The following is a 13,472-nucleotide window of genomic DNA, read 5'->3' on the forward strand; positions in this document are numbered from 1 at the left end:
ATGGCGCGACCCAGCACGAGTTCGACGGCCGCGCGCGTCAAGCCTGCGGCGAGGCGCAATGCCCTGCCTGGCCGCCTCAGCCCCGGCATGGTCTGCGACACGGCGTTCCGGATCATCGCCCGCCGTCACCTCGCCGCCGTTCGCGCCCAGCATGACGGCACCTGCCGCGGCGATCCCGAGGCACTGCACCAGATCCGGATTGCACTGACGCATCTGCGCACCGCCATCCGCTTCTTCTCGCCGATGGTCGATGACGCCCTTCGCCCGGAGGTCTGGACCGAACTGAAATGGCTGAATAGCCAGCTCGGCGTGGTACGGGACCTCGACGTGGCGATCGAACGGGTCATCGCCGAAAGTGGCGGCGAGTTGACCGTGATTGCCGAGCTCCAGCACTGGGATGAGAAGCGCGCCGAGAGCCATCGCCAGTTGGCGCGCGCGCTGCAATCCGCGCGGTATCGCCATCTCGTCGAGCAGACGTCAGCCTGGATCGAGAGCGGCCCCTGGTCGACCCGGCGCAGCAAGGAAGCTATCAGGCTACGCCGGTGCACGCTCGCCGACCACGCAACAGCGAAACTCACGGAATGGGAAAAGACGCTGCTCAAGAAAGCGCGAAAATTGCGCGAGCTCGACGTCGAGAAACGGCACAAGCTGCGGCTTCTCAACAAGCGGCTGACCTATTCGATCGAGTCGCTCGAGGACCTGTTCGCAGACGAGTCGCTGACAAAGCAGCAGTCGATCCTCAAGCAATTGCGCAAGGCGCAAAAGTCCCTCGGACGATTGAATGACGATGCGCGAGGGCAAACCTTGGCGGCGTCATTGAACGAGGCCGTTCCCGAGGCGGGCATTCGCTTCCTCAACCGCAAGCGCGAAAAGAAACTGTTGCGGACCGCCTCGCGCGCCTACCGGAAACTCGACAAGGCCAAGCCGTTCCGCTCCGCCGACCTTGCGCCGAATGCGGAGCCTGAGGATTAGACACTCTCGCCAAGACGAGTTGGGCCAGCCGTCGGCTCAGCGCGGAATGACGGCGGTGGCTTCGATTTCGACGCGCGCCGCCTTCTCGACGAGCCGGACGACCTGAACCAGCGCCATCGCCGGGTAGTGCGCGCCGAAGATCGCGCGGTAGGCCTTGCCGAGCTCTTTCAGGTTCGTCAGGTACTCGTCCATGTCGACGACGTACCAGGTCAGGCGCACCAGATGCTCGGGCTGCGCGCCGGCCTCCGCAAGGATCGCGGCGATGTTGCCTAGGGTTTGGCGCACCTGCGCGACAAAACCCTCCGCGAGACGCTCCTCGTCATCCCAGCCGATGACGCCGCCAGTGACGACGATGCGTCCCTCGGCGGCCATGCCGTTGGCATAGCCTTTCGGTACCGGCCAACCGGACGGCTGGAGCACCTGCGCCCTGGAGCGGGTTTTATCCTCGGCTGTTGTCGGCAGCACCGCGAGGTGCGGGCCTTTCGGCGTGGTCACTGACAATTTTCTATCCTTCTATTCCGCCGCGACGCCGGAGGACGGCACCGCGGTCTGCGCCAGTTGCCGCAGGGCAAAGCGCTTTAGTTTGCCGGTCTCGGTCTTCGGTAGTTGCGTCACGAACTCGATCGCGCGCGGATATTTGTATGGCGCGATCTCGCGTTTGACATGCTCCTGCAACGCAGCCACGAGCTCGGCATCCGGCGTTACGCCCGGCGCGGCAACGACATAGGCCTTCACGATCATGCCGCGCGCCTCGTCTGGCGCGCCGACGACCCCGCATTCGACGACCGAGGGATGCGTGAGCAGCGCCGCCTCGACGTCCGTGCCTGCGATGTTGTAGCCGGCCGACACGATCATGTCGTCCGAGCGCGACTGATACCAGAAATAGCCGTCGCTATCCATCAGATAGGTGTCGCCCGTGATGTTCCAGCCGTTCTGGACGTATTTGCGCTGCCGCTCGTCGGCGAGATAGCGGCATCCGGTCGGCCCGCGGACCGCGAGCCGTCCCATCGTGCCCGGCGGCAAATCATTGCCGGAATCGTCGACGATCTTCGCTTCATACCCCGGCACCGGCTTGCCCGTCGCACCGGGGCGGATCTCGTCCTCGGTCGCGCTGATGAAGATGTGCAGCAGCTCGGTCGAGCCGATGCCGTCCATCAGCTTGATGCCGGTCGCCTTTAGCCAGGCATCGAATGTCGGCTTGGGCAGCGTCTCGCCGGCGGACACGCATTTGCGAAGCGAGGAAATATCGCGGCCCGGAAGCTTGCCAATCATCGCCCGGTACGCGGTCGGCGCGGTGAAACAGACCGTGGTCTTGTACTGCTCGATCGCATTCAGAATGTCGTCGGGCGCCGTCTTCTCCAGAACGACAAAGGAGGCGCCGATGTGCATCGGAAACAGCACGCCGCCGAAGCCGAACGTGAAGGCGAGCGGTGCAGAGCCGACGAAGCGATCCTTCTGCTCCGCCCGCAGGATGTTGCGCGCATAACCATCGCAGACCGCCAGCATGTCACGGTGGAAATGCATGGTGCCCTTGGGATCGCCGGTCGTGCCCGACGTGAACGCGATCAGGCAGACGTCGTCGGATGCAGTATCGACGGCTTTGAACTCCGGACTTGCATCCCCCATCAGCGCCTCGAGCGAGTCGCCACTGGCGGTGCCCCAATAGACCACGCGCTTGAGGCTGGGGGCTGCGGCTTTCGCTTTCTCCATTTCCTCGGCGAGCTTGCCATCGCAGAGCGCGAGTGTGATCTCCGCCTTCTGGATCGGATAGGACAGCTCCTTGGCGCGCAACAGCGGCATCGTCGCCACCACAATGCCTCCGGCCTTGATCACCGCCAGATAGGTCGCGACCATCATCGGATTGTTGGCCGAGCGAAGCAGCACGCGCCCGCCGGTGACGAGACCAAGCTTGCCGACCAGCACATTGGCGATGCGGTTCACGAGCGTTTGCAGCTCACGATAGGTGTAGCTGACGGCGGGGCTGATCACGCAGGCAGCGTCGCCATGTCCCTGCTCGACCCAGCGGTCTAGGAAATAGCTGACGCAGTTCAGGCGGGGCGGATATTGCAGTTCCGGTCGTGTGAAGATGAATTCCGGCCAGAGCTCGCGTGGCGGAAGATGCTGCCGCGCGAACGCATCGACATGGGCTGTCGCGGCATTGTCGTCATGCGAGCCCGAGATTTGAACCTTGGCGGCGTTGGCCATCGCACGCTCCTTTCAGCATGGAAAGCACCCGGCAGCACTCACTCGGAAACATTTTAGGCTTAAAGCAATTTCGCGCAATAGCGGATTTTGGGCATCCCGTGCTTTTTCCGGCGGCAACGGGATTGGTGGTGCCTCAGCCGCGGACCTACGCCCGGCGGCGAGCGGCCGATTTCTGCGCCGATGCCTTGGTCTTGGCGAGCAGCCGCATCAATTCGCGCACATCCTTCGGCGTCAGATCGGCGAAGAGATCGGCGATCCAAGTCTCGTGTTCCGCGGCCATTCTGCGAAACTCGGCGCGACCGAGTTTAGTCAGCCGGATGACCTGGACGCGGCGGTCGGTCTCCGACGTGCGGCGGTCGAGATGACCGGATTCCACGAGGCGCTCGACCAGACCGGTGACGTTGCCGTTCGAGACCATCATGCGCTTGGAGACGTCGGACAGCGTCATGCCGTCGGGTGCCTTGTCGAGCTGCGCCATCAGGTCGAAACGGGGCAATGTGACGTCGAAGCGCTGCCGCAACCGGCCACGAACCTCGCCCTCGATCAGGGTCGTGCAGGTCAAGAGGCGCAGCCACAGCCGAAGCTCTTCGGCGTGATCCTCCGGAGTTTCGACGGCCTTGGTCTCGGAATCGAGCATGTTGATGCAGTCACTCACGGCCGGCATTGGCGCCCGGCACGGATCCCCACGTTTTGAGCTTCAAATAAATCGACGCCGGCTGCAAGCGTAAAGCCGCAACAATCAACCCCATGCCGATTTCTTTAGGCTTCAAATAATTGGCGCGCCACTTGCATGCACCGCTGCCCGCCGGATGACGACGCTTTGAGCTCGCTTGCCGCGGCAGCAATCATCGGCATAAACTTGGATTGGAGTAGCGGCTTGCAGCGCAAGTCCTGTTGTCACGGGGGACAGATCATGAAGACGCAAATGACGTTGGCCGCAGCCGCCTTGCTGCTTGGCACCGCGGTGAGTCCTTCCCTCGCCCAGGAGAAGATCAAGCTGGGGGTGATCGTGACCCTGTCGGGACCCGCCGCTGCACTCGGCCAACAGGTTCGCGACGGCTTTGCGCTCGGGGTCAAGGATCTCGGCGGCAAGATGGGCGGCCGCGAAGTCGAGGTCGTAGTGGTCGACGACGAATTGAAGCCGGACGCAGCGGTCACCAAGGTCAAGGGGCTTCTGGAGCGCGACAAGGTCGACTTCGTGGTCGGCCCGATCTTCTCCAACATCCTTCAGGCGATCCACCGGCCGGTGACGGAATCGAAAACCTTCCTGATCAGCCCCAATGCCGGCCCATCCACTTTTGCCGGCAAGGATTGCAACCCGTTCTTCTATGTGACCTCGTATCAGAACGATCAGGTGCACGAAATCCTCGGCAAGGTCGCGCAGGATCGCGGCTACAAGCGCATGTATCTGATGGTGCCGAATTATCAGGCCGGCAAGGACTCGGTCGCCGGCTTCAAGCTCGACTACAAGGGTGAGATCGTCGAGGAATCCTACATGCCGCTCAACACGCTGGACTTCCAGCCGGAGCTTTCCAAGATTTCATCGCAGAAACCGGATGCGCTCTTCACGTTCATGCCCGGCGGCCTCGGGGTCAATCTCGTCAAGCAATACAAGCAGGCCGGCCTCGCCGACACCATTCCGGTGCTCTCGGCTTTCACGGTGGATGAATCGACCTTACCGGCGCAGCAGGACGCGGCGGTCGGCATGTTCGGCGGCGCGAACTGGGCGCCCAATCTCGACAATCCCCAGAACAAGAAGTTCGTCGCCGCCTACGAGGCCGCCTATAACGGCGTGCCCGGCACCTACGCCTTCCAGGCGTATGATGCCGCGATGCTGATCGACAGCGCCGTCAAAGCCGTGAAGGGCGATCTCTCCAACAAGGATGCGGTCGCGGCCGCTCTGAAAAAGGCCGACTTCACCTCGCTGCGCGGCGCCTTCAAGTTCAACACCAATGGTTATCCGATCCAGGATTTCTACCTGACCAAGGTCGCCAAGCGCGCGGACGGCAAGTTCCAGACCGAGATCGTTCAGAAGGTCTTTGAGAATTACGGCGACCGCTACGCCAAGGACTGCAAGGCGGCGAACTAAGCCGCACGTCGCGTTGAGGGAGGATCACAATGAAGAGCGAAATCACCGGCATTACACGGGCCAATGAGGGTATCCAGGGCATCTCCTGGAACATTCTTGGCCAGACCTATGTGCCGAAGAGCAACACGGAGCACAGCTTCTCCTGGCATGCGACGCTGCCACCGGGCACGTTCGTGCCGCCGCACATCCATCCCGACCAGGATGAATATCTCTACATGCTGGAGGGCAAGCTCGATTTCATGCTCGGCAATTCCGAGTCGCAGGCGACCGCGGGCGACCTGATCCGGCTCGGCATGGGTGTGCCGCACGGCATCTTCAACAAATCGGGGCAGACCGCGAAGGTGCTGTTCTGGGTGTCACCGACCCGCAAGCTGTTCGACCTGTTCTGGGGCCTCCACAACATGAAGGAACAGAAGCCCGAGGACGTGGTGGCGATGGCCGCCGAGTTCAACATCCACTTCCTGCCGCCACCTCCCGGCGGCTAGCAGGGCATCTTAAGCCCGCACCGCCGCAAGTCCCGGCACTGCGGCGAAGCCAGCCTTGGTGGCATAGCCGCGCACGATCGCCTCGCGCTGGGAATAGCTCAGCACGTTGTCGACATTGTCGAAACCATCAGGCGCGAGCTGCTCGACGGCGTCGATGACGCCCTCGGGACCGCCACGCCTGTTGGAGCGGACGATATCCGCGGTCATCGGCAGGCGCTTCTTCTCGTATTCAAGCAATGCCTGGCGCGGATGCTCGGCGCGCACCAGTGCGTCGGCGAGGCAGCGCGCATCGAGGATCGCCTGCGAGGCGCCATTTGAGCCGACCGGATACATCGGATGCGCGGCATCGCCGAGCAGCGTAACTCTGCCCGACGACCAATAGGGCAACGGATCGCGGTCGCAGGTCGGATATTCGTAGAACTCGGGCGTGGCCGAGATCAGGCTCTTCACGTCGACGTAGGGCACCGAGAAGCGCGCCACATGCGGCATCAGCTCCTCGCGCCGGCCCGGCCGCGACCAGTCTTCCTTCCGCGGCGGCGGGGCATTGCCCTCGCCGACCTTCACCAGCACCGCCCAGTTGGTGAGACGGCTCGCCGGGCTCGATCCCTCCGCGATTGGATAGATCACCACCTTGGCGTTGAGGCCACCGGCCACGATCATCGATTTGCCGGTAAGGAACAGTGGCCAATCCCGCGCACCGCGCCACAGCATCAGGCCGTTCCAGCATGGCGGCCCCTCGCTCGGGAAGAGCGTGTCACGGACCCGCGAATGGATGCCGTCGGCACCAATTAGAATGTCGCCGCGCGCGGTATGGATGTGCGCGCCTGAGCGGTCGAAGAAGTAAGCGGTGACGCCGCTCTCGTCCTGCGTGAAGGCACCGAGGCGGCAGCCAGTGTGGATGGCCTCCGGCCCGAGCCGCTCCTCGACAGCCCGATGGATGACGCCCTGAAGTCGACCGCGGTGGATCGAGAATTGCGGCACATCGTGGCCGGCGTCGATGCCGCGGGCCTCGCGCCAGACTTCCTGGCCGTGACGGTTGAGGTAATAGAGCTGGTCGGTGCGGATCGCGACATCGTCAAGCTGCTGGAGCAGACCAAGGCCTGCCAGCTCGCGCATGGCATGCGGCAGCGTGTTGATGCCGACGCCAAGCTCGCGGATGGTGTCGGACTGCTCGAAGATCTCGCAAGCGAGGCCCCGCGAGCGCAGCATCAACGCGGTGGTGAGACCACCGATACCGCCACCGACGATAATCGCCTTCATCGCCCTCACTCCACTCGGTACACACCAGGCAACGCGGCCAAATTCGCACGGGCGGTCACTCCGCCGCAAGCGGCTTCGTCGCCTCCGCCTTGAGCTCGGCCCGGGTCTTGGGCTTAGCCTTAATTCTCAGCTCCTCGAGATCCTGCCGGTCGCGCACGCTGTTGCGGAAAATCTGATCTTTTCCGGGAAGATATTGCGGCGGGCAGAACGCGTCGTCCGCCCCGTACCAGGCCGCCGCCCGCATGGTGAAGAAGGGATCGACCAGATGCGGCCGCCCGAGCGCGACCAGGTCCGCCCGGCCGGCAGCCAGGATGGTGTTGGCCTGGTCCGCCGTCGTGATGTTGCCGACGCACATGGTGGCCACGCGCGCCTCATTGCGGACCTGGTCGGAAAACGGGGTCTGGAACATGCGCCCATAGATCGGCTGCGCATCGCGCACGGTCTGCCCGGTCGAGACGTCGACGAGATCGACGCCGGCTTCGGCAAAAGCCCGCGCGATCGCCACCGCGTCGTCGCCGCCGATGCCACCCTCGGCCCAATCGGTCGCGGAAATGCGCACCGACATCGGCTTGTGCGACGGCCATACGGCCCGCAGCGCCTCGAAGATCTCGAGCGGGAAGCGCAGGCGGTTTTCGAGCGAGCCGCCATACTCATCCGTGCGGGTGTTCGTCAGCGGCGAGATGAAGCTCGCAAGCAGATAGCCGTGGGCGCAGTGCAATTCGAGCATGTCGAAGCCGCAGCGTTCGCCGCGCTCGGCCGCCGCGACGAAAGCATCTCTCACTACGTTCATGCCGGCCCGATCGAGCTCACGCGGAATCTGACTGTCGGGGAAATAGGGCAGCGGCGATGCCGAATACACCTCCCAGCCGCCCTCCTCGAGCGGACGGTCCATGCCGTCCCACATCAGCTTGGTCGCACCCTTACGCCCGGCGTGCCCCAATTGCAGGCAGATTTTTGCGGCTGAATTCGCATGGACGAAATCAACAATGCGCCGCCAGAATGCCTCCTGCTCGTCATTCCACAGTCCTGTGCAGCCGGGCGTGATGCGGGCGTCGCGGGCAACGCAGGTCATCTCCGTGAAGATCAGACCGGCGCCACCGATCGCACGCGATCCGTAATGCACCAGGTGGAAATCGGTCGGCACGCCCTCTTTCGCCGAATACATGCACATCGGCGACACCACGGCGCGATTGGCTATCTCCATCTCGCGCAGCCGGAATGGCTGGAACAGCGGCACCATCGGCTTCTCGGTGTCAACTTCGAAACCGCTGTTGCGAACCTGCCTGGCAAACGACTTATCGACTTCAGCCACGAAGTCGGGAGCGCGGAGTTTCAGATTGTCATAGGTGATCGCCTTCGAGCGCGTCATCACGCCAAAGGCGAACTGCACGGGATCGAAATCCCAGAATCGGTCGACATGCTCGAACCAGACCAGCGAGACGTCAGCGGCGTGCTGCGTCTTCTCGACCTCTTCGCGGCGGCCGTGCTCGTAGACGTCCAGCGCCGCCTTGATGCTGGGCGCCTTGTCCATTGCGTCGGCCAGCGCGATCGCGTCTTCCATTGCGAGCTTGGTGCCTGAGCCAATCGAGAAATGCGCGCTCGCCTTGGCGTCGCCGAGCAGAACCATGTTGTCCTTGACCCAGCGCTTGCTGCGGATCATCGGAAAGTTGCGCCACGTCGAGCGGTTGGTGAGCAGTTGGTGACCGTCGAGGAACCAGCCGAAGATCTCCGCCATTCGCGTAGCCGACTGGGTCTCGTTCAGCCCTGTCAGCCCGGCGCGTTCGAACGTCTCCGGATCGGTCTCGAAAATCCAGGTCGAGTGCCCGGCTTCATATTGATAGGCATGGGCGATGAACGGCCCCCACTCCGTCTCCTGGAAGATAAACGTGAAGGCATCCAGCGGCCTGGTCGAGCCCATCCAGGCGAATTTGTTGGCGCGCAGATCGACCTCCGGCGCGAAATGATCGACGTATTTGTCGCGAAAGCGGCTGTTGATGCCGTCCGCGACCAGGATCAGATCGGCGTCGGCGAAGCGGGATTCGTCCTCGACGTCCGCTTCGAAATTCAGGACGACCCCCAGTTCGCGCGCGCGCGCCTGGAGGATCAGGAGCAGCTTCTGCCGCGAGCAGCCACAAAAGCCGTTGCCACCGACCCGATGGACCGTTCCCCGGAAGTGAACGGCGATGTCATCCCAGTAGGCGAATTCCTGGGTGATGCGGCGATAGCTGGGAAGATCGTGCTTCTCGAAATTATCAAGCGTGGCGTCCGAGAACACCACGCCGAAGCCGAAGGTGTCGTGGGCGCGGTTGCGCTCGTATACCGCGATCTCGGCGCTCGGCCGCTGCTTCTTCAGGAGGATTGCAGCGTAGAGACCCGCAGGTCCGCCACCGATGATCGCGACTTTCATGGGAGCCTCGCCAATTCAACCCGGCGAAACTATTTTAAGCCTAAAATAATCTCGCGCAAGTCCCCATTGCAGCAGGCTGCCGGCAAAGCCCGGCTTAGTCGCCCCTGAAGACCGGCTTGACCTTGTTGGCGAAAGCCTCGAAGGCCCGTTCGAAATCGGCCGTCGTCATGCACAGCGCCTGAGCAATAGCTTCCGCCTCGATCGCCTCCTCCACCGACATCGCCCATTCCATGGCCAGCATCCGCTTGGTCATGGTGTTGGCAAAGGTCGGGCCCTCCGCGATTTGCTTGGCGAGCAGTTGAGCCTGCGGCAGCACCTGCTCCGGGGTGACGAGGCGGCTGAAGAAGCCCCAGCGCTCGCCCTCCTCCGCGGTCATGAACCGGCCGGTGTAGAGCAACTCGGAAGCGCGGGACTGTCCGATGATCCGCGGCAGGATCGCGCAGGCGCCCATGTCACAACCTGCAAGGCCCACCTTGTTGAAGAGGAATGCGACCTTGGCCCCGCTCGCCGCTAGCCGCATGTCCGATGCCATGGCGATGATCGCGCCCGCGCCGGCGCAGATGCCTTCAACAGCGGCAACGATCGGCTGCGGACAGGCCCGCATCGCTTTGACGAGATCGCCGGTCATCCGCGTAAACGCCGTCAGCCCCTTGGTGTCCATCTTCACGAGCGGCCCGATGATCTCGAACACATCGCCGCCGGACGAGAAATTGGCGCCAGCGCCGGTCATGACGATGGACTTGACCGCATCGTCGAACGCGCAGGCGCGAAAGAAATCGGTCAGTTCGCGATAGCTATCGAAGGTCAGCGGATTCTTTCGTTCCGGACGATTGAGTGTCACGGTTGCAACACCATCGACGACGGCCAGCAGGAAGTGCTGCGGCGAATAGTCCGCAAGCGGTAAGGTCACGGGATTGGCTGGTCTGCTCATACGATCTCCTTGGCTTCCTTGCTCCGCACCTTTGCCATGCGCGCTAAATCTCACCACCGGCAACAGCGATTGCCTGCCCGGTGATTGCGCCGGCGCCCTCGCCGCACAGCCAGAGCACGGCATCCGCGACCTCGCGAGGAGAGATCAATCGCCCTTGCGGATTATGTTTCGCGAGATCGGCAATGGCCTGCTCGCGGCTGCGCCCCGTCTTTTTCATGATGTTCTCGATGCTGCCGGCGACGAGATCGGTGTCGGTGAAACCGGGACACACCGCGTTGACGGTCACGTTGCTGCCGGCCATCTCGAGAGCGAGAGACCGCACGAGACCGACCACAGCGTGCTTGGCTGCGGTGTAAGCACTGACATAGGCGTATCCCTTGAGCCCCGCCGTGGACGCGATCGCGACGATACGACCATAGGGACGGTCCTTCATCCCGGGCAGCACAGCGCTGACAGCATGGACCACGCCCATGAAATTGACGTCCATCATGCGCGCGAACAGGGCGCTGTCGGATTTGGAGAACGGCGCGGACTCGGCGCTTCCCGCGTTGGCGATCAGGATATCGATCGGCTTCCGCGCGCTCGCTTCAGCGATGGCGACTTTCATTGAGGTTTCGTCCGAGACGTCGGCGACGGCCTCAAAATGCGCTGCCCCTGCGCTGACAGCCTCTTCAAGCGTCGCAGCGTTCCGCCCAAGGACGGTCACCGTGGCACCGGCCTCGACGAGCGCTGCTGCGATGGCGCGACCGATGCCGCGACCGCCACCGGTCACCAGCGCGTGCGGCGAATGCGGTAATCCGGACATGCGCTGGCTTCCTTGCATTCTGCTGATCGCTCTTCCCGATATATTTTAACCTTCAAACTTTTGCAAACGAAGCTCGACGCGGCCCCTCGAACAGCCGCACGTCGAAGACCGGCCCGAAAATTGCTTTAAGTATAAAATTATCTCTTCCCATCCCTCACAGGCCTGTTAGCATCGAAGGGCCGAGCAAAAGGATGTCGCGTGTCGCAGCCTGCGCCAATGATAACAAAGGACGGCCGCTTCGCCTATGAAGCAGCGGGCGATCCGGGCGGGACACCTCTGATTTTCCTGCATGGCATCGGCGGTGCGGCACGGGCCTGGCGGCAGCAGCTTGCCACATTCGGTGACCGCTTCCACGCGATTGCATGGGACATGCCTGGCTATGGTGGGTCGGCATCGCTCCCCAGCGTCAGCATCGCTGCCTTGGCGGACGCGCTTCAGCGATTCATCGAGCAGCTTGGTGCTAGAAAGCCAATTCTGGTCGGGCATTCCATCGGCGGCATGATCGTCCAGAAATGGCTGGTGCAATCCGCGAAACCGGCGCGCGCGATCGTGCTGGCGCAGACCAGCCCGGCCTTCGGCAAGGCCGACGGCGATTGGCAGACATCGTTTATCGCCGCACGGCTGGGGCCGCTCGATCGCGGCGAAACGATGAAGTCGCTGGCTCCCTCGCTGGTGAAGGAACTGGTGGGCGACGATCCTGATCCCAGGGGAATGGAGCTTGCACGCGAGTGCATGGCAAGCGTGCCCGAGGCGAGCTATCGCGCCATGATGCTGGCGTTGATTGGCTTCGACCAACGCAGCACCCTCAAGGACATTTCCATCCCGACGCTGCTGCTGTCCGGCTCCAAGGACAACAACGCACCAGCCCCAATGATGGCGAAGACGGCGACCTACATTCCATCTGCCGAGTATGTCGAGTTGGCCGGTGTCGGCCATCTTGCAAACCTTGAGCGCCCCGATGCCTTTGACGAGGCCCTCGGCCGGTTCCTGAACTCCGTCGCGATCAACACGTAGGATGACTGCGCCATGACCATGCAAGTCAGCAAGACCATCGGCGCGACTGACAAGGTCGCGCTGGATGCACCGATCTTCGATCCCGTCGCATTCCGACTGAGCGAGGAGCAGGCCGGCATCATCGCGCGGGCGCGCGAGATCGGCCAGAGCGTGTTCGCCAGCCGTGCCGCGACTTACGATCGCGAGGCGATCTTCCCGTCGGAGAACTATCGCGACCTGCATCGCGTCGGCCTGCTCGGTATTGCCGTGCCCAAGAAGCATGGCGGGCTCGGAGCGAATTATCAAACCTACGCCCTCGCGGCAGCCGAAATCGGCCGCTATTGCGGCGCGACTGCGCTCACCTGGAACATGCATGTCTGCTCGACGCTGTGGTCGGGCCCGCTCGCCGACGATCTCGACATGGATGCAGAGACTCGCGCCGAGCACGAGCAGCGGCGCGCAGTCCACTACAAGCGCATCGTCGAGGATGGCGCGATCTATTCGCAGCCCTTCTCGGAGGGCGGTGCGGCAGCGGCAGGCGGCGTCGCTTTCGGCACGCAAGCACGGCCGATCGAGCGCGGCTGGATCGTCAACGGCAAGAAGATCTTTGCATCGCTCTCCGGCCATGCCGACTATTACGGTGTTCTCTGCACCGAGATCGAGGAAGGCGAGAAGGCTTCCCGCCGCAATACGCTTTACCTCGCCATTCCTGCAAAATCGGAAGGCGTTTCGGTCGTCGGCGACTGGGATCCGCTCGGCATGCGCGGAACGGTCTCGCGCACGCTGCTGTTCAAGGATGTGTTCGTGCCGGCAGATTCGGCGCTGATGCCGCGGGGTGTCTATTTCCAGGCCGCGATGCGCTGGCCGCACATGTTCCTGACGCTGTCGCCGACCTATATGGGCCTTGCTCAAGCCGCCTATGACTTCACCGTGCGATATCTGCGCGGCGAAGTACCGGGCATGCCGCCTGTCAAGCGCAGGATGTATCCGACCAAGCAGATTGCGGTCGCGCAGATGCAGATCAAGCTCGAGCAGATCAAGGCAATCTGGTTCCAGGCGGTCACCGAGGCGCGCGCCAACCCGAGCAAGGAGCAGGTGCTGCGCGCCTATGCCGCGCAATATTCGGTGATGGAGGGCGCCAATGAGCTCGCCGCGCTCGCGATCCGCACCTGCGGCGGTCAGGCTATGCTGCGCTCGCTGCCGCTCGAGCGGATCTATCGCGACAGCCGCTGCGGCTCGCTGATGCTGCCCTGGACAGCCGAGCTCTGCCTCGACCGGATCGGGCGCGAGGCACTGTACGAGGCCGGCGAAACGGACGACTGACG

At 63.2% G+C, this 13,472-nt stretch carries 12 protein-coding genes; 5 read left to right on the forward strand and 7 right to left on the reverse strand.

The features are described from left to right. A complete protein-coding gene (locus IVB32_RS09190) occupies nucleotides 1-972 on the forward strand; it encodes a CHAD domain-containing protein (RefSeq protein ID WP_247335197.1) in 972 nt (323 codons plus the stop codon). A 36-nt stretch (nucleotides 973-1,008) separates the two neighbouring features. Here IVB32_RS09190 and IVB32_RS09195 read toward each other — a convergent pair whose 3' ends face one another. From IVB32_RS09195 to IVB32_RS09205, 3 genes are all read right to left on the reverse strand, one after another. After that, a complete protein-coding gene (locus tag IVB32_RS09195; RefSeq protein WP_247335199.1) occupies nucleotides 1,009-1,473 on the reverse strand; it encodes a RidA family protein in 465 nt (154 codons plus the stop codon). Nucleotides 1,474-1,485: 12 nt separating this feature from the next. Then, complete coding sequence (locus IVB32_RS09200; RefSeq protein WP_247335200.1) at nucleotides 1,486-3,177, reverse strand: benzoate-CoA ligase family protein; 1,692 nt, start codon at nucleotides 3,175-3,177, stop codon at nucleotides 1,486-1,488. 145 nt (nucleotides 3,178-3,322) lie between these two features. Continuing rightward, nucleotides 3,323-3,841, reverse strand: a complete 519-nt coding sequence (locus IVB32_RS09205; protein ID WP_204511875.1) for a MarR family transcriptional regulator — start codon at nucleotides 3,839-3,841, stop codon at nucleotides 3,323-3,325. Between the two features lie 249 nt (nucleotides 3,842-4,090). Between IVB32_RS09205 and IVB32_RS09210 the strand changes: the two genes are divergently transcribed. Next, nucleotides 4,091-5,266, forward strand: coding sequence for an ABC transporter substrate-binding protein (locus tag IVB32_RS09210; protein ID WP_247384078.1), 1,176 nt, complete (start codon nucleotides 4,091-4,093; stop codon nucleotides 5,264-5,266). A 29-nt stretch (nucleotides 5,267-5,295) separates the two neighbouring features. Next, entirely contained in the window at nucleotides 5,296-5,751 is a 456-nt protein-coding gene (locus IVB32_RS09215) for a cupin domain-containing protein (RefSeq protein WP_247361477.1), read from the forward strand. A 9-nt stretch (nucleotides 5,752-5,760) separates the two neighbouring features. Here IVB32_RS09215 and IVB32_RS09220 read toward each other — a convergent pair whose 3' ends face one another. From IVB32_RS09220 to IVB32_RS09235, 4 genes are all read right to left on the reverse strand, one after another. Further along, the gene (locus tag IVB32_RS09220; protein ID WP_247369609.1) at nucleotides 5,761-7,011 is read right to left on the reverse strand and encodes a flavin-dependent oxidoreductase; all 1,251 of its coding nucleotides are present in this window, start codon (nucleotides 7,009-7,011) and stop codon (nucleotides 5,761-5,763) included. A gap of 55 nt (nucleotides 7,012-7,066) precedes the next feature. Beyond that, nucleotides 7,067-9,418, reverse strand: a complete 2,352-nt coding sequence (locus tag IVB32_RS09225) for a bifunctional salicylyl-CoA 5-hydroxylase/oxidoreductase (RefSeq protein WP_247361473.1) — start codon at nucleotides 9,416-9,418, stop codon at nucleotides 7,067-7,069. Between the two features lie 94 nt (nucleotides 9,419-9,512). Then, entirely contained in the window at nucleotides 9,513-10,349 is an 837-nt protein-coding gene (locus IVB32_RS09230; protein WP_247361471.1) for an enoyl-CoA hydratase family protein, read from the reverse strand. 43 nt (nucleotides 10,350-10,392) lie between these two features. Continuing rightward, the gene (locus IVB32_RS09235) at nucleotides 10,393-11,154 is read right to left on the reverse strand and encodes an SDR family oxidoreductase (RefSeq protein WP_247361470.1); all 762 of its coding nucleotides are present in this window, start codon (nucleotides 11,152-11,154) and stop codon (nucleotides 10,393-10,395) included. Nucleotides 11,155-11,352: 198 nt separating this feature from the next. Between IVB32_RS09235 and IVB32_RS09240 the strand changes: the two genes are divergently transcribed. Together IVB32_RS09240 and IVB32_RS09245 are read left to right on the forward strand one after the other, a co-directional pair. After that, on the forward strand, nucleotides 11,353-12,168 hold the full coding sequence (locus IVB32_RS09240) for an alpha/beta hydrolase (RefSeq protein WP_247410231.1): 816 nt from the start codon (nucleotides 11,353-11,355) through the stop codon (nucleotides 12,166-12,168). 12 nt (nucleotides 12,169-12,180) lie between these two features. Further along, on the forward strand, nucleotides 12,181-13,470 hold the full coding sequence (locus IVB32_RS09245; protein ID WP_247361466.1) for an acyl-CoA dehydrogenase family protein: 1,290 nt from the start codon (nucleotides 12,181-12,183) through the stop codon (nucleotides 13,468-13,470). Nucleotides 13,471-13,472: the final 2 nt, after the last annotated feature.

Origin of the sequence: Bradyrhizobium sp. 23, assembly GCF_023073295.1 — a bacterium.
GTDB classification, from domain to species: domain Bacteria; phylum Pseudomonadota; class Alphaproteobacteria; order Rhizobiales; family Xanthobacteraceae; genus Bradyrhizobium; species Bradyrhizobium canariense_D.